Below are 22,085 nucleotides of genomic sequence, written 5' to 3'. Positions count from 1 at the left end.
TAGATATTTCCTATATTTTATACTGTTATTTTACACTGTTTATAACGCGTTCGACCAAATACAAAAAAGCCCTGTATACACAGGGCTTTAAAAAAGAAAATGCTTTAAAGAAATATCAATGCGTTTTGTTTATTCAGCATATTGAGATTAAGCGATTATTCCCACTCAATGGTTGCTGGCGGTTTGCCTGAAACATCGTAGACTACGCGTGAAATGCCGCTGATTTCATTGATGATCCGGTTAGAAACTTTACCCAGCAAATCATAAGGCAGATGTGCCCAGTGTGCCGTCATAAAATCGATCGTTTCTACTGCACGTAGTGAAACAACCCAATCATATTTACGGCCATCTCCCATCACACCCACAGAGCGCACTGGCAGGAAGACCACAAAAGCCTGACTCACTTTATTGTACCAGTCAGCTTTATGCAGCTCTTCAATGAAGATAGCATCAGCACGGCGCAGAATATCGCAATACTCTTTTTTCACTTCACCAAGAACACGAACCCCCAAACCCGGCCCCGGGAACGGATGGCGATACAACATGTTATATGGTAAACCCAGTTCTAAACCGATACGGCGTACTTCATCTTTAAACAGCTCTTTGAGCGGCTCAACCAGACCTAGCTCCATATCATCCGGCAGGCCACCCACATTGTGGTGCGATTTAATCACATGTGCCTTGCCAGTTTTCGAGGCCGCAGACTCAATCACATCCGGATAGATAGTGCCTTGTGCCAGCCATTTTACATTTTTAAGCTTGCCCGACTCTTCATCGAACACCTTGATAAACTCATGGCCAATCGCTTTACGCTTCAGCTCCGGATCAGCAATGCCGCTCAAGGCATCAAGAAAACGTTGTTCGGCATCAACACGAATAATGTTCAGACCAAACTGATCACCGAACATCTCCATTACCTGATCAGCTTCATTCAAACGCAGCAGGCCATTATCAACAAATACACACGTTAGGCGTTCACCAATCGCGCGATGCAGCAACAGCGCTGTTACCGAAGAATCAACACCACCAGACAGGCCCAAGATCACATGATCATTACCCACCTGCTCACGCATACGAACCACGGCATCTTCAATGATGGTTGCCGGAGTCCACAGTGCATCACAACCGCAAATATCACGGACAAAGTTTTCCAGCATACGCTGCCCTTGGCGGGTGTGCGTAACCTCTGGGTGGAACTGTACGCCGTAAAAGCGCTTCTCTTCTTGTGCCATTGCCGCAAATGGGCAAGTTTCGGTCATTGCTACAGTGGTAAAATCAGCCGGAATCGCGGTAACTTTATCGCCGTGACTCATCCAGACATCGAGCTGTGGCTGACCAGTGGCAGAGAGCGTATCTTGAATTCCCGCAAATAAACGGCTGTCAGTCAGCACATCAACACTGGCATACCCAAACTCACGCTCGGTAGATGACTGCACCATACCGCCCAGCTGCATCGCCATGGTTTGCATGCCATAGCACACACCCAATACTGGAACGCCGGCGGTAAATACATACTCAGGCGCGCGCGGGCTGCCTTGCTCTGTGGTGCTTTCCGGGCCGCCAGACAGAATAATACCCTGTGGGTTAAATTCACGAATCTGCTCTTCGGTCACATCCCATGCCCATAATTCGCAATACACACCAATCTCTCGGATACGGCGTGCAATCAGCTGCGTGTACTGGGAACCAAAATCAAGGATAAGAATACGGTGGTCGTGAATGTCTTTGCTCATCGGTTACTCTATCTACGTAGTTTAACGGGCAGTCAAAATAAAATCGGGTGATACTGCATCGCGCCTAGCTTCACTAGGCGCACAGAGAGCAAACGCTTTCTGGGGATGCAAAGCAGGGTGAAATATCAACCCATACGATAGTTCGGTGACTCTTTGGTGATGGTCACATCATGCACGTGGCTCTCTTGGATCCCCGCACCAGTAATACGAACAAACTCAGCTTTAGTGCGCAGCTCTTCAATCGTGCCGCAGCCGGTTAGCCCCATACAAGAGCGCAATCCACCCATCTGCTGATGAACAATCTCTTTGAGCTTACCTTTATAGGCAATACGCCCTTCAATACCTTCTGGCACCAGCTTATCGGCTGCATTATCGCTTTGGAAATAGCGGTCTGATGAGCCTTTTGACATCGCGCCCAGTGAGCCCATACCGCGGTAAGATTTAAATGAACGGCCCTGATATAGCTCTATTTCACCCGGCGACTCTTCTGTACCGGCCAGCATTGAACCGACCATTACGCACGATGCTCCCGCCGCAATCGCCTTGGCAATATCACCAGAGAAACGAATACCGCCATCAGCAATGACCGGAATGCCCAGTGGCATCAGCGCCGTTGCTGCATCAGATACTGCTGTAATTTGTGGTACACCCACACCCGTTACAATCCGCGTTGTACAAATTGAACCTGGGCCGATACCCACTTTCACCGCGCTGCAACCCGCTTCTGCCAGTGCCAGCGCACCGGCTGCTGTCGCTACGTTGCCGCCAATGATTTGCAGTTCAGGGTATTTCGCGCGAGTTTCACGAATACGTTGCAATACGCCTTCAGAGTGGCCATGGGAAGAGTCAATCAGCAGCACATCCACACCGGCCTCAACCAATGCATCAACACGCTCTTCATTGCCCGCACCGGCACCAACTGCTGCGCCTACGCGCAAGCGGCCTAGCTCATCTTTACAGGCATTCGGCTTACGTTCTGCTTTTTGGAAGTCTTTAACGGTGATCATGCCTTTCAAGCGAAAACTGCGGTCAACAACCAGCACTTTCTCAACTCGACGCTCATGCATCAGTGCCAGCACATCAGTACGCGGCGCACCTTCGAGAACCGTCACCATACGTGGTTTTGGTGTCATCACCTTGGTAACGGGCTGATCTAAGTCAGTCACAAAGCGGACATCACGGCCAGTGATAATACCGACCAGCTCTTTTTCGTCAGTCACTACCGGGTAACCGGCAAAACCGTTCTTTTCAGTCAGCGCAAGAACCTGACGAATCGTAGTATCAGGGCGAACCGTAACCGGATCACTGACCACACCACTTTCGTATTTTTTAACCTTACGAACTTCATCGGCTTGACGCTCGATAGACATATTTTTGTGGATAAAACCTAGCCCGCCTTCTTGTGCTAAGGCAATGGCAAGATCCGCTTCAGTTACGGTATCCATCGCAGCAGAGAGCATAGGAATATTCAGGTGGATGGTTTTTGTTAACTGAGTTCCAAGGTTGGCTGTATTCGGTAAGACAGTAGAATGGGCAGGTACTAGTAGTACATCATCAAAAGTCAGAGCTTCTTTCGCTATTCTTAACATCGCAATATCTCACCAAGGCAAGGAGGTTTAAAATTAGATAAAATATTGCCGTGGCATTATACAGAACGAAAACGATTAGCCAAACGTTTTTTCAGTATTCTTGCTTGTAGTTTGAGCTGATTTACGTATTATTGCCTGATAACTACCGTGCCTTTATCAGGCCCTTCTTGCCAGAGATAAGGGTGCTATTTTGCTGGAAAACCGCGCTATTTTTACGGTTACGCGTTTAAATCAAACCGTACGACAACTGCTAGAAACCCAATTGGGTCAAGTCTGGATTAGCGGTGAAATCTCTAATTTATCGATCCCTGTTTCTGGCCACTGGTACTTTACACTCAAAGATTCTCAGTCACAGGTGCGGTGCGCGATGTTCCGCAACAGCAACCGTAAAGTCACCTTCCGCCCGCAGAATGGCCAGCAAATCTTAGTTCGCGCAAATATCACTCTGTATGAACCGCGTGGCGACTTCCAGATAGTCATTGAAGGGATGCAAGCTGCCGGTGATGGGATACTGCAACAGCAGTTTGAACAACTTAAAATGCAGCTCGCCGCTGAAGGGCTGTTTTCCCAGCAAAGTAAACAAGCGCTACCTGCACACCCCAAACAAATCGGGATAATTACCTCATCGAGCGGTGCGGTTCTGCACGATATTTTGCAGATCTTACGCCGCCGTGATCCGCTGCTATCGGTGGTAATCTATCCGGTGGCTGTACAGGGGCAAGATGCCGTAGACCAAATTACACACGCCATTGTACGGGCCAATCAACGGGCGGAGTGCGATCTGTTAATTCTTGCGCGCGGCGGCGGTTCACTGGAAGATTTGCAGGCATTTAACAGCGAAGCGGTAGCCCGTGCGATTTTTGAAAGCGCCCTGCCACTGGTCAGCGCGGTAGGCCATGAAACTGATGTCACCATTGCTGATTTTGTGGCCGATATTCGAGCCCCTACGCCATCGGCGGCCGCAGAGTTAATCAGTGCTGATCGGCAAATACAATGCCGCCGACTTGATGATCAACAGCAACGACTTCAGCGTGCATTACTGCATCAGCACAATCGGCAATTACAGCGCTTAGAGCGCCTACAACACCGCTTACAACAACAGCATCCGCAAATCCGCCTGCAACGCCAGCAAAATCGGCTAGATGATGCAGAGCACCGTTTACAACAGCTGATCACAGCACAACAGCAAAAGCATACCAGTGTGTTGGATAATTTACAGCACCGTTTGCAGCAACATACTCCGTTGCACCGTGTTGCCCGTTATCAGCAGCAAACTGATTACCTGTTACAGCGCCTGCAACAGCAAGTGCAGGTTGCGTTGCAAAATCGGCAACAAAAACTTGGCTCATTGGGTGCACGTTTGCATGCAATTAGCCCGCTGGCAACACTCTCGCGCGGCTATGCGGTAGTACAAAATGATCAGCAACAGATGATCACCTCGCCCTCACAGGTCAAATCCGGTGAACAACTGCGTATTCAGGTGGCTGACGGTACAATTTACAGTCGGGTCGAATAAACCCTCTATCAATGTATTCATGTATTGTTCGATTAAGCTAATTTAGATTTAATTTTTATCTTACCTGTTACTAAACCTATTTTTACTCATCGAGTACCCATAAAAAAAGGCCATTACATAAATGTAAGGCCTTTTTTGTTATCACACAGAGTTTAAGTTACGCTGGATAATGACAAGCCGTACCGCTGTACTTATCTGCTCAAACCCTGCTATGCATCGTTTTGATTTATCTTACTTTTTACCTTGCTTGATGAATTTCATCAGACGCTTGCGTTTTTGCATCTGAGTCACACTCAGCAAGTTACGTTTCTGACTAAACGGGTTCTCACTCTCTTGGAACTGAATACGAATTGGCGTACCCATGATCTTCAGTGAACGGCGGTAGTAGTTCATCAAATAACGTTTGTAGGAATCAGACAAATCTTTAAGCTGATTACCGTGGATAACGATAATTGGCGGATTATGCCCACCGGTATGCGCATATTTCAGCTTAATACGGCGGCCATTAACCATTGGTGGCTGATGATCTTGTACCGCCATCTGCATGATACGGGTCAGCAAAGAGGTTGTAACACGCTTAGTTGCTGACGTATACGCCTCTTGGATAGAGTCAAACAGATTACCCACACCACTGCCATGCAACGCAGAGATAAAGTGAATACGGGCGAAATCAACGAAATCCATCCGGCGATCAAGCTCTTCTTTGACACGATCTTTAACCGACTGATCAAGACCATCCCACTTATTCACCACGACAACCAGTGAACGGCCAGCATTCAGCACAAAACCGAGCAGAGACAAATCCTGATCGGAAATACCCATGCGCGCATCAAGCACTAACAGCACAACGTTCGCATCTTCAATCGCTTGCAGTGTTTTGATAACCGAGAATTTTTCAACCGTTTCAGTCACTTTACCGCGGCGACGAACACCGGCAGTATCAATAACCACATATTCACGGCCATCACGCTCCATCGGGATGTAGATACTGTCACGGGTAGTCCCCGGCATGTCATACACCACCACACGGTCTTCACCTAAAATGCGGTTAGTCAGCGTTGATTTACCGACATTCGGGCGGCCAACCAGCGCAATTTTGATTGGGCGATCATCAGGCTTGATCTCTTCTTCCGGCTCATCGGTTTCAATCAGATCGCCGTTTTCATCAAACTCTAAACCTTCTGGTTCAGCCCAACCCTCGTTCTCTTCATCACGCAGATCGGTATCTTGCTCCTCTTCTAGCTCATCGGCTAACGGGGCAAGCGCCTGATCAATCAAAGCTGACACTCCACGGCCATGTGCCGCGGCAATTTGGTAAACATTGCCTAAACCCAGTGCATAAAACTCCGCACTGTGGGCATCACCATCAAGGCCATCAACTTTGTTCGCCACCACGAATGTGGGTTTTTCACGCATACGCAAGTGCTGGGCGATCCCTTGATCAGCACTGGTCATCCCTGCACGGGCATCAACCAAAAACAGAACAACATCCGCCTCTTCAATCGCCAACAGCGATTGTTCGGCCATTTTGGTTTCTACACCATCTTCTGTTCCATCAATACCACCGGTATCAATCACGATAAACTCATGGCCGGATAAAACCGCACGTCCATATTTGCGATCTCGGGTCAGGCCTGGAAAATCAGCAACCAACGCATCCCGCGTGCGGGTAAGACGATTGAACAGAGTGGACTTACCCACATTCGGACGTCCTACTAGAGCGACGACAGGAACCATAGAGACCTCTTTATTTCTTACAGATAAAACGGCTCCTGACCAGATGATCAGGAGCCGTAAAGCAACCAAATATCAATACTGCACTTATTTTTTCAGTGCGACGACATCGCCATTACGCGTCTGAATTAACAAAGTATTATCAGCAACAACAGGCTGTGCATACAGACCGCTGCTGTTTACTTTATTTTGCGCGACAAAACGGCCATCACCTAAATCTAACCAGTGCAAATAACCTTCGCTATCACCGACAACCAGATACCCTTCATAGATAACCGGCGCAGTAACACCACGATGCAGCAACCCAGTTTGACTCCACAACTCGGTTCCACCACGAATATCTACAGAGACAATACGGCCTGTATTATCAACAAGATACAAGGTGTTTCCATCAATCACGAAATCATTCACTGAGCCAAAATTACGACGCCAGATCTGCTGTCCTGAGCGTAAATCGAGTGCGGAAAGATCACCATTATACGCTAATGCATAGACCACATTGTCTACGACAATCGGCGTAGCATCAACGTCTGAAAGACGATCAATTTCCGTTGCGCCACCCGCTTTCGCTATCCGCTGCTGCCAAATCAATTGACCCTGCTCAAGCATGATAGCGGTCACGCGGCCACTGTCACCACCGACGAGCACAGCACCGTATGCGGTGACTGGGCTAGACTCACCGCGGATAGAGAGCGTTGGAATATCCAGATTCGCTGTCCAGCGGATGTGTCCATCTGCAGCATCCAGCGCCTGTAACATACCGTTGGTGGTGTGCACCAATACAGCATTGTTATCCACTGCCGGGCTAGACAGAACTTCACCGGCAACTTTCGCTACCCACTTGATAGCACCGTCATCGGCATTGAGTGCGTACACTTCTGCTTTTTCGCTGGCAACATACACAACGCCATCGGCAGCAGTAACACCACCAGCTAACATTGCTGATGGGCTGCTAGAGAAAAAGCCCGATTTCTCAGCCACATTGGTACGCCATTCACGCTTACCGGTTTCGGCATTTAATGCCTCAATAATACCGCTGCGTGATGCTGCGTAGACTTTACCATCAAGGTAGGCCGGGCGCAGGCGCGAGAAGAAATCACCAACACCACTGCCTACTGAGGCATCCCACACTTTCTGAACGGTAAACTGATTTTCTACTACCGGAAGTGGTGATACTTTTACCACATCCTCTTCACCGCTGAATAATGAGCAGCCGCTCAACAGTGTTGCAGTCAATAGACTCACTGCAAGCAGACGACAACGCTTCGCCATGCCAACCTCTCTTTTAGCTGCCAAACTAGTTGGATAAATCATTAAGTTTCATCTGCAACATGGTTTGCAGTGTCGGGTTTGCATCTGCTGTCAGTGCTTGGGTATACGCTGTTTTTGCACCAGCGACATCCCCTTTGCTCAGTAAAATATCACCACGGATCTCAAGTGCTTTACCTTTCCATGCCGCTTCGGTGACTTTATCTACGCTTTGTAATGCCTGATCGGCTTGGCCCAGTTGCAACTGTACACGGGCTAAACGCAATGTCACCATTGGCAACAAGGTTTGATCTTTTGTATTGGCTTGTGCCCACAACAGTTGCTTTTCAGCCGCGGCAAAATCCCCTTTTTCAATCAGCGTTTTACTCAAATCAAGTGCAGCAAAAACACCGTATGAAGTCTCTGGATTAGCACTGATAAACGTCTGTGCTTCTTGCAGCGCTTTAGCGTTATCCGTGTTTAATTCATTCTGAACCTGCTCATACTCGGCTGACATAGTGGTAAAATTGCCATGTTGATGGCTTTGCCAGTAACGCCAGCCATACAAGCCACCTAACCCCAGCACCGCACCGATAATCACAGCTCGGCCATTGTCTTTCCACCACTGACGAAATGTGTCAAGTTGTTGTTCTTCTGTGGTATAGATGTCCACGGATTCCATCCTTTATTGATTAAAACAGCGCCGTTACTTAGAACAGCGTCGCTAAACGCGCTACCGCAGCATCTTGTGTCAGAGTTTCCTGATCAGAGGTGTGTAAATTCTTTAACACAACCTGTTGATTTGCGACTTCGCTCTCGCCCAGTACGAGGGCAAATTTGGCACCGACTTTATCTGCACGCTTAAATTGCTTTTTGAAGTTACCACCGCCGCAATGAGTCATGATGCGCAGCTCAGGCAGCAAATCACGCAGATTTTCGGCCAAACACATACCTGCGGTGAGTGTACCCTCTCCGGCACAAACAACATAGACATCAACCGGATTTTGCACCTCAATATTCTGATTTACGGTCTGAACCAGTAATACTAAGCGCTCTAATCCCATCGCAAAGCCGACAGAAGGTGTTGCATGGCCGCCCAGTTGCTCAACAAGACCATCGTAACGGCCACCACCGCAAACTGTACCTTGTGAACCTAAGCTTTCGGTAATCCACTCAAATACGGTGCGGTTGTAGTAGTCAAGACCACGTACCAAACGGTTATTTAAGGTATAAGCAATACCAGCGGCATCAAGCAGCGCACATAAACCATCAAAATGCGCACGGGATTCGCTATCAAGGTAATCAGCAAGCTTAGGAGCATCTTCCAGTAATGCCTGAATATCCGGATTTTTGGTATCAAGCACCCGCAGTGGGTTGGTATACATGCGGCGCTTACAGTCTTCATCAAGCACTTCGGTGTGCTGTTCAAGGAAAGCTATCAGTGCTGTACGATATTCGGCACGCGACTCCAGTGAGCCGATAGAGTTCAGCTCTAAACGCACGTGATCGGCAATACCCAGCTCACGCCACAAGCGGGCGGTGAGCATGATCAGCTCGGCATCAATATCAGGCCCTTGCAGACCAAACACTTCCACACCTACCTGATGGAACTGACGGTAACGCCCTTTTTGCGGACGCTCATGGCGGAACATAGGCCCGATATACCACAAGCGCTGTTCCTGATTGTACAGCAGGCCATGCTCAATACCGGCACGAACACAGCTTGCGGTGCCCTCAGGGCGCAGAGTTAGGCTATCACCATTGCGATCTTCAAATGTGTACATCTCTTTTTCAACCACATCGGTAACTTCACCAATTGCGCGGCAAAAAAGTGGGGTCATCTCGACAATCGGCATGCGAATTTCGCTATAGCCATAACTCGACAGCACACTTTTGACGGTTGTTTCAATTTTTTGCCATACCGGAGTGTCAGTTGGTAAACAGTCGTTCATCCCACGGATGGCTTGAATTTGCTTGGCCACGTTAGTTCTCTTCTTCGTGTTCCCGCGCTTGGCTTGCGATCGTATCCCACCAGTGTAAGGCTTTGGCTATCAGCAATTTTACGTTGCTAAGTGTGCTACTGGTGTTCTTTACTGGTGAAAATTTTCCACCACGGTTGCCTGCGACCAAGCGCGTGAAATTGTTAAAATTATACGTCGCAAGAATTATAGTAAGTTTACCTGAATTGATTCAATCATCATGACCTTCACAAGTGTTACAAGTGAACTCAATATCACACGGCAACTGAGCTATGCAGCTCTTTAACCTTATAAAATCAGGGGTTATCTATCTTACTGATTTTTTGTGCCGCTTATTCTCTTTATCGCTGAAAGCACATACCGCTAAATCTTGATGATAAGGCAGTATGTACGGTGTGTTATCAAGCGCTGGGCAGATTAATCAATCTGATTAATATCAATACGGTTACGCTCATCAATCATTGCGGCTTTGGCGCGAATTTTCGCTTCCAGTTCATCGACTAAGTTATCATTATCAAACCGGAACTTCTGGCGGATACCGCCTTCATAAAACCCACTTTTATTGCTGCCACCAGTAACGCCAATATCAGACACCAAGGCTTCGCCGGGGCCATTGACCACACAGCCAATAATTGAAACATCTATAGGTGTAATCAGATCTTCTAGGCGTTGTTCCAACGCATTAACGGTACTGATAACATCAAACTCTTGGCGCGAACAGGTTGGACAGGCAATAAAATTGATGCCACGGGAACGTATCCGCAACGATTTGAGGATATCAAAGCCCACCTTGATCTCTTCAATCGGATCGGCAGCCAATGATACGCGCAGGGTATCACCAATACCTTCAGCCAGTAACATGCCTAACCCGATAGCCGATTTTACTGAGCCACTGCGAGCACCACCGGCTTCGGTGATCCCCAAATGTAGCGGCTGTTCAATTTGCGCAGCCAGCAAGCGATAAGCCTGTACGGCGAGGAAAACATCAGAGGCTTTTACACTGACTTTGAAAGCATCAAAATTGAGGCGGTCAAGAATTTCAACATGACGCAACGCTGACTCAACCAGTGCTGCCGGTGTCGGCTCACCGTATTTTTCCTGTATATCTTTTTCTAAAGAGCCCGCATTCACACCGATACGAATGGGGATGTTTTTATCCCGAGCGCAGTCAACAACGGCACGAATACGATCTTCGCGCCCGATATTGCCCGGATTAATACGCAAACAATCAACACCGTACTCGGCCACTTTCAGGGCGATACGGTAATCAAAGTGAATATCTGCCACCAGCGGAACGCTGACTTGCTGCTTGATAAGCTTAAAGGCTTCGGCTGCATCCATCGTAGGCACTGAGACGCGAACAATATCAGCCCCCACCCGCTCGAGCGCCTGAATCTGTGCCACTGTTGCATCAACATCAGTAGTACGAGTATTGGTCATCGACTGCACAGTGATAGGTGCATTACCGCCTACAGGCACATTCCCGACGAAAATTTGTCGGGAGTGGCGACGCTTAATTGGTGATTCCTTATGCATAACGCGCTATCACTCCGTTAAGGGCAAGCTAAAACGAGCAACACGACCACTGACGGCATAACGGCGCAGATCAACAGGCTTGCCGTTATAATCAAGGCTAACCGATGCTGGAGCACCAATCGTGAGACGATAAGGCTCTGTTCCTGACAAGGTTAGCGTTGCACCCTGCTTTTGTAGACCACTGGTCAGTTTCTTACCGGTTGCATCTTTAATCTCTAACCAGCAATCACCGGTAAAACGAAGTTGTAACCCCGTTACTGCCGTTTCTGTTGCAGTAGGCGCTGTTTCAGTCAGCGCGGAGGCTGTGCCATCAGTGGCTGCTGGCAGTGAAACCGGCTGGCCATTAATATCTAAACGCACCGGTTGTGCCGCTGCAACTGCGATAGTGGTATTTGTGGCGACACCTGCCGTATTCGTGACCGATGCAGTTGTACCAGTTGTCTCAACGACTGTACCAACGGCAGATGAACCTACAGTTGTTCCCGCTGCTGTTGTTGCCGAGTCTGCAGAGACGGCGGGTTCGGTGGTTACCGCAGAGTTAGCCGTGCTGTCACTGCCCGTACTGCTATTATCCGCACTGCTCTCTGTATTACCGGAAAGCTGCGTTTCAATCGGTAAGGTGCTGGTCATTTTATCAACATCGGCTTGTTGTACCTGATAATTTTGCCACCACCACAAACCGGTCAGGCTGATCACCACAAACAACAGAACCCATGTAAACAGCATTAACCGATTATCATGGCTACGACGCTCTTTCTTACTGGAAAAACTCTGCATCGAAACATGTGGCGTTGGCTCTGCCGGTAAGACAGCATTAATCGCTGCAACCATCTCTTTTTCGGGCAAGTTGACCAAGCGCGCATACGAGCGCACATAGCCACGAATAAATGTCGGGGCTAAATCAGAGGTTAAATTATCCTCTTCCAGTGCACGCACAACCGAGTGTTTCAAACATAAACGCTCTGCCACTTGTGCCTGAGAATAACCGAGTTGTTCACGCGCCTGGCGTAAACGCTGACCGGGTGTCAGCGCAGTTTCATCATGTTGGACTTCAGTATTCATTGGCTAAAAACTGCTGGTAGCGTTGAGATTGAGGGAACTCGCGAGCCAATTGCTGACCGTACTGATTCACAAGATTAAACGAACCTTGTGCTTTCGCTACACGGATATGCATCCATAAGCTATCAGCGGTAACTGGCAATACGCGATCATAGGTAGCAAGCATAAACTCAGCTTGTGCACGTCTACCTGATTTTAGCTCATTTTCTGCTAATAACATCAGGCGAGTGCCTTTTACTGGCTCATGTTTGAGTGCACGAACAAGATAATCTTCGGCTTTTTGCTGATTACCGGCACGCATGGCACACAAGCCTAAATTCTCTAGGCTGTCTGCCGTTCGGTAGTAATTCGGTACGCTCAGTGCTGCATTAAACTGCTCTTCCGCTTGCGAATACTTCCCTTGCGTACACAAAAAAGCACCGTAATTATTCAGTATATCGCCATTTTTTGGGGATAGGCGCAGAGCTTTGACGTAATCAAGTTCGGCATTTTTGACTTCACCCACGCGCTGGTGATAGTAAGCCATTGCCATATGTACCCGATAATCATCGGGCGAAAAACTCAGCGCACGCTCTAAATTCTGTCGGGCCAGTACCATCTCACCCTGATTCAAATACCCTAAACCTAAATTGATGCGCGCTTGCGCCGCATCAGTGGCATTAATGGGATCTTTATCAGCAACTGAGCTAACACACCCCGACAGAAAAACAGAAAAAAGCGCTGCATGTAATATAGGCTTCAGCTTCATGCTTTATTATCGCTACCTTGCTACTATACAAACAGAAAATACAGCGTCTGACAATCAGACAGATTTCACTGCAATAGGTTCACCAAGCGATTGTTTTTTCAACACTCGTTTAGTACGGTCAATGACCTCACCCGCTAACTGACCACACGCGGCATCAATATCATCGCCCCGCGTTTTACGTACAATAACCGTCAAACCATACTCCATCAGGACCTTAGAAAAACGGTCGATACGGCTATTAGAGCTTCGGCCATATGGCGCACCCGGGAACGGATTCCATGGGATGAGGTTAATCTTACACGGTGTGTCTTTCAAGCACTCTGCAAGTTGATGCGCCTGATCGGTGCTGTCGTTGACATGATCAAGCATCACATATTCAACGGTGACTCGACCTTGATTAGCATTGGATTTTGCCAAGTAACCGCGCACAGAGGCTAAGAATGTTTCAATATTGTACTTACGGTTGATAGGTACAATTTCATCACGCACATCATCAGTCGGGGCGTGCAGTGAAATGGCCAGTGCCACATCAATCACATCACCCAACTTGTCTAATGCCGGAACCACACCCGATGTTGACAGGGTAACACGACGCTTTGACAGACCAAATCCGAAATCATCTAACATGATCTCCATCGCAGGAATCACGTTATTAAAGTTCAATAAAGGCTCACCCATTCCCATCATCACCACGTTGGTGATTGGGCGCTGACCACTGTGATGAGCCACAGGCCCCACTGTTTTTGCCGCACGCCATACTTGACCGATAATCTCGGACACTTTCAGGTTACGGTTAAACCCCTGCTGAGCCGTTGAACAGAATGTACACTCAAGTGCACAACCTACCTGTGATGAAACACACAAGGTTGCACGATCATTTTCAGGAATATAGACCGTTTCAACACGCTGATCACCGACTAACAGTGCCCATTTGATCGTACCATCAGAAGAGCGCTGCTCTTCAACAATTTCTGGCGCACGAATCTCTGCTTTCTCTTTCAGCTTACCGCGCAACACCTTATTGATATTGGTCATGGCGTCGAAATCATCGCAGCCAAAGTGGTAGATCCATTTCATGACCTGATCAGCACGGAACGGTTTTTCGCCCATTTCAGCAAAAAAAGCACGCATGGCTTCGCGGTTCAGATCAAGAAGGTTAATTTTGGTGTTGGACATGGTAGCCTCGTTATTACACGTTATGGCGTTGAAAGGAAAAACAACGACGCTTTGCAAGCAGCAAAGGCGCGGCATTGTACAAAGTTTAGGGTAGGCTTTCCACTGAGATGCTAAAAAGTGTTAAAACAAAAAAGGGAACGTTATCACGCTCCCTCAGTTTTGTTTCTAATATCAGCGAATTGTGCTGATCTGCTCTTATTTTCTAATAATTACTGGTTTTCCAATAATCACTGGTAATAATCTTAACGGGTGAAAACTTCACTTTCCGCAAAGAAATAAGCAATTTCACGGGCCGCTGATGCTGTGGCATCAGAACCGTGTACGGCATTACGGCTCATGCTTTCGGCATAATTTGCACGCAATGTACCAGCTTGTGCCTGTTCTGGGTTGGTTGCCCCCATAATTTCACGGTGACGGCGCACAGCATCTTCGCCTTCTAGCACCTGCACCATGATAGGGCCTGAAGTCATAAAGGCAACCAGATCATCGTAAAACGGCTTTCCTTCATGCTCTGCATAAAAACCGGCCGCTTGTTGTGATGTTAAATGCACCATTTTTGCTGCCACAATTTTTAAGCCCGCAGCTTCAAAACGGGCATAAATAGCGCCAATCAGGTTCTTAGCTACAGCATCGGGTTTAATAATAGAGAAAGTCTGTTCGCGTGCCATGAGTGTGATGTCCTATCTTAAAATCGATCATCGTTATTATCGGAATATATACAATACGCAGCATAATGTACTGAAACAAGCAGAGTAATCTGATAATTAGGTTTATCTCAATTTCAGGCAGCACTGCTCTTGCCAGCATTAACCCCTAGCGCGCTACATTATACAAACATTAATTTAACTCAAACAATCAATTTCATGACAAACAATCAAATAAATAGAGTCTACGTATTTACCGCAGACGCTATTTGTCATTGCTAAAGAAGTCAGCTCAGCAAAGAAGAGAGGCTTCGCGCTATGGTATGCTTTTACCTTCTACAATTGCTGTTTATATTGCTTACTCTGTTGCTGCCGCGCTTGTCTGTGCAGCTCGTTTTAACAGCAAATTTGCCAGAGATCGCACACCAATACCGGTTGCACCAACCGACCAAAGATCATTGGCTGATTTGCGGTAGGTTGCCGAACAGTCAAGGTGCAGCCAGTTATGCTTATAGTCGGTCAGAAAATGCGATAAAAAGCCTGCTGCGGTACTTGCGCCAGCGGTATAAGCAGCCGTTGAAATATTGCACAAATCAGCAAAGTTAGATGGCAATTGCTGGCGGTGAAACTCAGCCAATGGCAATCGCCAGAATGCCTCATTCTCTTCTTCGGCAGAAACCAACATCTGCTGGCTAAGGGCATCATCAAAGCTGAATAGCGCATGGTACTCATTACCCAATGCCGCTTTTGCCGCACCGGTTAATGTTGCACAGTCAATAATCAGCCCGGCGTTTTGCTTATCCGCATCAAGCAGGCCGTCGGCCAGCACCAAGCGTCCTTCTGCATCAGTATTTAAAATCTCAACAGTTTTTCCATTACGGTAGCGAATAATATCGCCCAGCTTGTAAGCATTGCCGCTGACCATATTCTCGGCACAACACAAATACAGTTTCACCCGCTGCTTCAGGCCACGGGTAATCGCCAGACCTAATGCGCCGGCAGCCAATGCCGCACCGCCCATGTCAGATTTCATTGAATCCATAAAACTGCTTTGTTTTAAGCTGTAACCACCAGAGTCAAAGGTGATCCCCTTGCCCACCAAACAGGCCATCACCGGCGCATCAGCCAGCCCTGTTGGGTTAAAATCAAGCTGTAGCATGGCAGGAATGCGATCAGAGCCGCGGCCAACCGTGTAGATCCCACTGTAGCCTTGCTCACGCAAATCTGAGCCGGTAATCACTTTAAAAGTGACATGCTCACCACCCAAGCTTTTCAAAAAACTGCCCGCACGTGATGCCAGTTGCTGAGGGCCTAACTCTTCGGCTGACAAATTAATGGTATCGCGTACCCAATCTGCACAGGTAATTCGTGCGCTCAGCTCATGCAGTTGTTCGGCCGGTAAATCGGGAAATGTGACCTTGCGCTCGCCTTTACTGGCACGAAAACCCTGATGAAACGCCCAGCAATACTCACTCGACCAGTTATCCCCCTGCAAGGCAACGTTGCGAATACCCTGAGCGTCTAATTTACGGGCGGCGCGCTGTACCGTATCATGTTGCTGATCACCGTTTAAGTGAATGTTTACCCCATGATCACTCATGCTGATCAGGGCTTTATCACCCCAGCAACGGGCAGCCGGCTCATACGATAAAAAGACAGACATTACATCAGACATGGGTCATCCTTAGCTAGATACATGTTTACATTCATACTGATACGTTAAGAAATCAGCACAGCATAATTGGTTATCAGCCTCTGTGTAGAAACCGTATTACCCGATCTTAAGTGATAATACGTGCGGTATGATACGGCAGTTATTCACAACACAGAGCCTATGACATACTGTTTATTGTTAGCATAATTCGCTAATCAATGCGGCACTCTTTTGCAACCTGACATAACCAAAAAAACGCTATTGTTAGGATACACAGCAGTACATTTACAACATGACGTTATTTTTCACTCTCAAAAACACCGCATACTCGGCCATATACAAGCAAAAAATAGATTTGAGGGATAAAAAAAACCGCTCGGAAAACCGAGCGGCTGATAAAGCAAAACGAAGGCTCAATCGGCTTCATCCATCCAACATAGCAAGATGGCTTCGAGGATAGCCTCGTTTGATCGCTGCGGATCATCATTGAAACTATCGATCTCGCAGATCCAGCGGTGTAAGTCAGTAAAACGCACCGTTTTTGGATCGGTATCTGGATAGATATCAAGCAATGCCAGTGCGATCTCTCTGCTGTCACTCCATGTTAGTTGCATTTAACACTCCCTGTTCTGTACGGTGACTCAGTTATGCTCGCGCGCATGGTTAACGGTATAGCGTGGAATATCTACCACCAAATCTTCATCGGCCACCCGAGCCTGACAGCTTAAGCGGCTTTCTGGTTCAAGACCCCATGCTTTATCCAGCATGTCATCTTCTAACTCATCACTTTCAGCCAGTGAATCAAACCCTTCGCGCACCACACAATGACAAGTAGTACAGGCGCAGGATTTTTCACAGGCATGTTCAATCTCAATGCCGTTGCGCAGTGCAACGTCAAGAATGGTTTCGCCGGCTGCGGCATCAACCACCATGCCATCTGGGCAGAGTGACTGGTTAGGTAAAAATACAATTTTTGGCATACTACATGTCGTCCACAGAGTGACCCATCAATGCATGACGGATAGATTCATCCATACGGCGGGCGGCAAAATCTTGGGTTGCCGCATCAACGTTTTTAATTGCCTGCTCAATCGCACTACTCTGCAAGCCATACCGTACAGCACGTAATTCGGTGAGTGCTTGAGTGATAGTAGCAAGCTCATCGGCAGAGAGCAGGTTGGCATCTTTTTCCAGAGCCGCAACCACGCTCTCAATCACACGATCGGCATCCACCTGCTGCTCGGCCAGCATACGGGCCTGCACATCATTCTCGGCATGTGTCATCGAATCTCGCAGCATCGCTACGATCTCATCATCACTCAGCCCGTACGATGGCTTCACCTGAATGGAGGCTTGTACTGCCGACGACTTTTCCATCGCCGTGACACTGAGCAGCCCGTCGGCATCAACCTGATATGTCACGCGAATATGCGCACCACCGGCCGGCATAGCTGGAATGCCGCGCAAGGTAAAGCGTGCCAGTGAGCGGCAATCTGCCACTAACTCACGCTCGCCCTGCACCACATGCACCATCATGGCCGTTTGGCCATCTTTGAAGGTAGTAAACTCTTGTGCTCTGGCTACTGGAATGGTGGTATTGCGTGGGATGATTTTTTCCACCAGCCCGCCCATAGTCTCAATGCCCAGTGAAAGCGGGATCACATCCAGCAGCAGCATTTCAGCATCAGGTTTATTACCGGCCAAAATATCGGCCTGAATACCGGCACCAATGGCCACCACTTTATCTGGGTCAATCGCGGTTAATGGGGTTTGACCGAAAAAGTAGCCCACCTGCTCACGTACCAGTGGCACACGGGTTGAACCACCGACCATCACCACGGCCTGAACATCATCGCTGCTGACATCGGCATCTTTCAGCGCTCTGCGGCAGGCTAACAGGGTTTTTTTGACCAGTGGCAGGATTAAGATGTCCAACTGCTCGCGCGTTAGCTCACCTTGCCAGTCTGCAATCGCAACCTTAACGTTATCGGCATCGCTCAGGGCGATTTTCGCGCGAATAGCCTCATCGAGCAGTTGCCGCTGCAAGCTGGCATCTGCACTGGTTAATCCAGCTTGTTCACGCAGCCAGTCGGCCAACAGATGATCAAAGTCATCACCGCCAAGGGCAGAGTCACCACCGGTTGCCAGAACTTCAAACACCCCGCGCGATAAACGTAAAATAGAGATATCAAACGTACCACCACCCAGATCGTAGACGGCAATAACACCCTCTTGACCCGAGTCTAGCCCGTAAGCAATAGCTGCCGCAGTCGGTTCGTTGAGTAAACGCAGCACATGCAAACCAGCAAGGCGCGCCGCATCTTTAGTGCCCTGACGCTGTGCATCATCAAAGTAAGCCGGAACGGTAATCACAACACCGCTCAATTCACCGCCAAGGGTTTGTTCAGCGCGGGCTGCCAGTGCTTTTAATATCTCAGCAGAAACTTGTACCGGATTAACCAAACCCTGCGCAGTTTCTATTTGCGGTAAACCATTTTCACTGGCGGTAAAACGGTACGGTAAACGCGGGTAACGCTGCTGGATATCAGCCAATGAACGCCCCATAAAACGTTTAACCGAGATTAAGGTATTTGCAGGATCTTGTGCTGCTTGCGCACGGGCATGCCACCCCACCTGGGGGCTGCTCATTGATGATACGGCAACAGAGGAATTAGCCTCTTGGCCGACTGCAACATCAGACACCATCGATGTGCCGTAATACACGGCAGAAGGCAGCAAATGACGCTCTTGATCATCAGGTAGTGTTTGTGCCTGACCACTGCGTACCGATGCAACCAGTGAGTTTGTGGTGCCTAAATCAATACCCACCGCCAGACGATGCTGGTGCGGCGCAGCCATTTGCCCGGGTTCAGCAATTTGTAATAACGCCATATTATTTTCCGTTATTACCCCAACAGGTTATCTTCTAACCGCTCAATTTCCTGCCGGAGTTTGGCTAAAAATTTAAGTTTACGCACATGATCAGCGGCCTGATCCCACTGCGCATTTTCCAGATCATCTTGTAACTGCTGCATACGTATGCGGTTCATCGCCGTCAGCCGCTGCTCAAATTCGCCGAGCAGTGCTTCAATGTCTGCGGAGTTCGCCTGCTCAATATCTTCAAGCTCTTCACGCAGCATCATTTGCTGCATCAGAAACTCAGGATCACGCAATGTCTGCTGCTCTGCATGCAGTGATACCCCGTTTTGGGCCAGCAAATATTCTGCTCGCAGCAGAGGATCACGCAGTGTTTGGTAACCTTCATTGATATTGGCGGCATTTTGTACTGCCAAAAGACGATCACGCTCTGATGCTGTGGCAAATTTATCAGGATGATTCTGTTTTTGCAGCTCACGATAGTGAGATGTTAAAAGGCTGCCGTCGACCTTAAAGCAGACTGGCAGCCCAAATAATTCAAAGTAGTTCATGCGGATACAACCCAGCGTTGACTACAAAATGATACGGGTAAGCGGCGGCTTACACATTGAAGCTTTCACCGCAACCACACTCACCCGTCACATTCGGGTTATTGAATTTGAAGCCTTCATTTAACCCTTCACGCGCAAAATCCAACTCAGTGCCATCAAGGAATTGCAGGCTTTTTTGATCGACAATCACCTTCACGCCGTTGGTCTCAAACACGACATCGTCGTCGTTCAATACATCAACAAACTCAAGCACATACGCCATACCGGAACAGCCAGATGTTTTCACACCTAAACGTAATCCCAGCCCTTTTCCACGATTAGTTAAAAACGTGCGAACTCGGTTTTCTGCGCTTTCGCTCATGGTGATCGCCATTACTCTACAACCTCTTTGACTCGTTTTTGTGGTTATTCTGCGCTGTTATGTTTGCTTTTATAATCAGCAATAGCGGCTTTAATTGCATCTTCTGCCAAAATAGAGCAGTGAATTTTTACCGGTGGCAGAGCCAGCTCTTCTGCGATATCGGTATTTTTAATGGCCGCTGCTTCATCAAGGCTTTTGCCTTTTACCCACTCAGTCACCAGTGAGCTTGATGCAATGGCTGAACCGCACCCGTAAGTTTTAAAGCGTGCATCTTCAATGATGCCGTTTTCACTGACTTTAATTTGCAGTTTCATTACATCGCCGCACGCCGGAGCACCGACCATACCGCTGCCAACTTGCGCATCATTTTTATCAAACGCACCGACGTTACGTGGGTTTTCGTAGTGGTCGATGACCTTTTCGCTGTATGCCATGATCTCTATCCTCAATCCTGTAAGAAATTAATGGTGCGCCCATTCAACGGTGCTTAAATCTACGCCCTCTTGGTACATATCCCACAGAGGTGAAAGTTCACGCAGCCGAGTTACGGCTGTACGGCACAGTTCAATGGCATAATCGACCTGTTCTTCCGTGGTATAGCGGCCAATTGAGAAACGAATAGAGCTGTGTGCAAGCTCATCATTCAGGCCGAGCGCGCGCAAAACATAAGACGGCTCAAGGCTGGCTGAGGTACAAGCTGAGCCTGAAGAGACAGCCAGATCTTTTAACGCCATGATCAGTGATTCACCTTCAACATAGGCAAAGCTGATGTTGAGGTTTCCGGCCATACGCTGCTCAAGATCGCCGTTCACATAGACAGCTTCCATATCTTTGAGACCGTTAAGCAGGCGATCACGCAGTGTGCGGATACGTGCCATTTCAACGTCCATCTCTTCTTTGGCGATACGGTAAGCTTCACCCATGCCAACAATTTGATGTACTGGTAATGTACCGGAACGCATACCGCGCTCATGCCCACCGCCGTGCATTTGGGCTTCCAAACGAACACGTGGCTTACGGCGAACATACAGTGCACCAATACCTTTCGGGCCATACACTTTGTGCGCCGAGAAGGCCATAAGGTCAACTTTCAGTGTTGAGAGATCAACGGGGATTTTACCCACACTTTGGGTTGCATCAACATGGAATAAAATTCCGCGGCTACGGCACATCTCACCGATAGTGGCGATATCTTGAATCACACCAATCTCATTATTCACATGCATGATAGAGACTAAAATGGTGTCATCGCGCATAGCAGCAGCCAGTTTATCAAGATCAACCAAACCGCTTGGTTCAGGATCAAGATAGGTGACTTCAAAACCTTCACGCTCCATCTGGCGGCAGGTATCTAGCACGGCTTTATGCTCGGTTTTACAGGTAATGATATGTTTACCTTTTTTACCGTAAAAATTAGCAACGCCTTTAATTGCCAGGTTATCTGCTTCAGTTGCACCCGAGGTGAAGACTATCTCACGCGGATCAGCGTTGACCAGCTCGGCAATCTGATTACGCGCAATATCAACGGCCTCTTCTGCCTGCCAACCGAAACGATGCGAACGCGACGCTGGATTACCAAACGTGCCATCCATCGTCATAAACTGCATCATTTTTTCGGCAACACGCGGGTCCATTGGACAGGTTGCAGAATAATCAAGATAAATAGGCAATTTCATGTCA

Annotated in this window: 20 protein-coding genes; 1 reads left to right on the top strand and 19 read right to left on the bottom strand. The window is 48.2% G+C overall.

Annotated elements, in window-relative coordinates:
* Positions 1–155: 155 nt before the first annotated feature.
* Both guaA and guaB read right to left on the bottom strand, forming a co-directional pair.
* The gene (gene guaA / locus AC1HDJ_RS05365; protein WP_479533981.1) at positions 156–1,733 is read right to left on the bottom strand and encodes a glutamine-hydrolyzing GMP synthase; all 1,578 of its coding nucleotides are present in this window, start codon (positions 1,731–1,733) and stop codon (positions 156–158) included.
* A gap of 125 nt (positions 1,734–1,858) precedes the next feature.
* The gene (gene guaB / locus AC1HDJ_RS05360; protein ID WP_479533979.1) at positions 1,859–3,322 is read right to left on the bottom strand and encodes an IMP dehydrogenase; all 1,464 of its coding nucleotides are present in this window, start codon (positions 3,320–3,322) and stop codon (positions 1,859–1,861) included.
* A gap of 190 nt (positions 3,323–3,512) precedes the next feature.
* Here guaB and xseA point away from each other — a divergent pair, with 190 nt between their 5' ends.
* Positions 3,513–4,838 carry an exodeoxyribonuclease VII large subunit gene (xseA, locus tag AC1HDJ_RS05355; protein ID WP_479533977.1) on the top strand — a complete coding sequence of 442 codons (1,326 nt, stop codon included), beginning with the start codon at positions 3,513–3,515 and terminating at the stop codon, positions 4,836–4,838.
* 231 nt (positions 4,839–5,069) lie between these two features.
* Here the strand turns inward: xseA and der are convergent, their stop codons facing one another.
* The 17 genes from der to AC1HDJ_RS05270 all read right to left on the bottom strand — a co-directional run bounded on the left by der (position 5,070) and on the right by AC1HDJ_RS05270 (position 22,081).
* On the bottom strand, positions 5,070–6,575 hold the full coding sequence (gene der, locus AC1HDJ_RS05350) for a ribosome biogenesis GTPase Der (RefSeq protein ID WP_479533975.1): 1,506 nt from the start codon (positions 6,573–6,575) through the stop codon (positions 5,070–5,072).
* A gap of 84 nt (positions 6,576–6,659) precedes the next feature.
* Positions 6,660–7,844: an outer membrane protein assembly factor BamB gene (bamB, locus tag AC1HDJ_RS05345; RefSeq protein WP_479533973.1), complete on the bottom strand. Its 1,185-nt coding sequence runs from the start codon at positions 7,842–7,844 to the stop codon at positions 6,660–6,662.
* A 25-nt stretch (positions 7,845–7,869) separates the two neighbouring features.
* Positions 7,870–8,493 carry a YfgM family protein gene (locus tag AC1HDJ_RS05340; protein ID WP_479533971.1) on the bottom strand — a complete coding sequence of 208 codons (624 nt, stop codon included), beginning with the start codon at positions 8,491–8,493 and terminating at the stop codon, positions 7,870–7,872.
* Positions 8,494–8,530: 37 nt separating this feature from the next.
* Positions 8,531–9,802 carry a histidine--tRNA ligase gene (gene hisS / locus AC1HDJ_RS05335; protein WP_438623598.1) on the bottom strand — a complete coding sequence of 424 codons (1,272 nt, stop codon included), beginning with the start codon at positions 9,800–9,802 and terminating at the stop codon, positions 8,531–8,533.
* A gap of 414 nt (positions 9,803–10,216) precedes the next feature.
* On the bottom strand, positions 10,217–11,335 hold the full coding sequence (ispG, locus tag AC1HDJ_RS05330; RefSeq protein ID WP_479533969.1) for a flavodoxin-dependent (E)-4-hydroxy-3-methylbut-2-enyl-diphosphate synthase: 1,119 nt from the start codon (positions 11,333–11,335) through the stop codon (positions 10,217–10,219).
* A gap of 9 nt (positions 11,336–11,344) precedes the next feature.
* Positions 11,345–12,397 (bottom strand): cytoskeleton protein RodZ, encoded by a 1,053-nt coding sequence (gene rodZ, locus AC1HDJ_RS05325; RefSeq protein ID WP_479533967.1) that lies wholly within the window; start codon positions 12,395–12,397, stop codon positions 11,345–11,347.
* Entirely contained in the window at positions 12,387–13,142 is a 756-nt protein-coding gene (pilW, locus tag AC1HDJ_RS05320) for a type IV pilus biogenesis/stability protein PilW (protein ID WP_479533965.1), read from the bottom strand. The genes rodZ and pilW overlap by 11 nt, the downstream gene beginning before the upstream one ends.
* A 54-nt stretch (positions 13,143–13,196) precedes the next feature.
* Entirely contained in the window at positions 13,197–14,318 is a 1,122-nt protein-coding gene (gene rlmN, locus AC1HDJ_RS05315; RefSeq protein ID WP_438623602.1) for a dual-specificity RNA methyltransferase RlmN, read from the bottom strand.
* A gap of 242 nt (positions 14,319–14,560) precedes the next feature.
* Positions 14,561–14,986 carry a nucleoside-diphosphate kinase gene (gene ndk / locus AC1HDJ_RS05310; protein WP_479533963.1) on the bottom strand — a complete coding sequence of 142 codons (426 nt, stop codon included), beginning with the start codon at positions 14,984–14,986 and terminating at the stop codon, positions 14,561–14,563.
* A 334-nt stretch (positions 14,987–15,320) separates the two neighbouring features.
* Positions 15,321–16,637, bottom strand: a complete 1,317-nt coding sequence (pepB, locus tag AC1HDJ_RS05305) for an aminopeptidase PepB (protein WP_479533961.1) — start codon at positions 16,635–16,637, stop codon at positions 15,321–15,323.
* A gap of 392 nt (positions 16,638–17,029) precedes the next feature.
* Positions 17,030–17,230 carry a Fe-S cluster assembly protein IscX gene (gene iscX / locus AC1HDJ_RS05300; protein WP_479533959.1) on the bottom strand — a complete coding sequence of 67 codons (201 nt, stop codon included), beginning with the start codon at positions 17,228–17,230 and terminating at the stop codon, positions 17,030–17,032.
* Between the two features lie 27 nt (positions 17,231–17,257).
* On the bottom strand, positions 17,258–17,596 hold the full coding sequence (gene fdx, locus AC1HDJ_RS05295) for an ISC system 2Fe-2S type ferredoxin (protein ID WP_438623606.1): 339 nt from the start codon (positions 17,594–17,596) through the stop codon (positions 17,258–17,260).
* 1 nt (position 17,597) lies between these two features.
* Entirely contained in the window at positions 17,598–19,508 is a 1,911-nt protein-coding gene (hscA, locus tag AC1HDJ_RS05290; protein ID WP_479533957.1) for a Fe-S protein assembly chaperone HscA, read from the bottom strand.
* Positions 19,509–19,522: 14 nt separating this feature from the next.
* A complete protein-coding gene (gene hscB / locus AC1HDJ_RS05285) occupies positions 19,523–20,044 on the bottom strand; it encodes a co-chaperone HscB (protein WP_479533955.1) in 522 nt (173 codons plus the stop codon).
* A 49-nt stretch (positions 20,045–20,093) separates the two neighbouring features.
* A complete protein-coding gene (gene iscA / locus AC1HDJ_RS05280; protein WP_438623609.1) occupies positions 20,094–20,417 on the bottom strand; it encodes an iron-sulfur cluster assembly protein IscA in 324 nt (107 codons plus the stop codon).
* 32 nt (positions 20,418–20,449) lie between these two features.
* Positions 20,450–20,839 (bottom strand): Fe-S cluster assembly scaffold IscU, encoded by a 390-nt coding sequence (gene iscU / locus AC1HDJ_RS05275; protein WP_438623610.1) that lies wholly within the window; start codon positions 20,837–20,839, stop codon positions 20,450–20,452.
* A 27-nt stretch (positions 20,840–20,866) separates the two neighbouring features.
* Positions 20,867–22,081 carry an IscS subfamily cysteine desulfurase gene (locus AC1HDJ_RS05270; RefSeq protein ID WP_479533952.1) on the bottom strand — a complete coding sequence of 405 codons (1,215 nt, stop codon included), beginning with the start codon at positions 22,079–22,081 and terminating at the stop codon, positions 20,867–20,869.
* Positions 22,082–22,085 lie beyond the last annotated feature (4 nt).

Source organism: Plesiomonas sp. ISS29, assembly GCF_056522795.1.
Note: the sequence above shows the minus strand (reverse complement) of the source record. Positions and strands in the feature narration are given on the sequence as shown.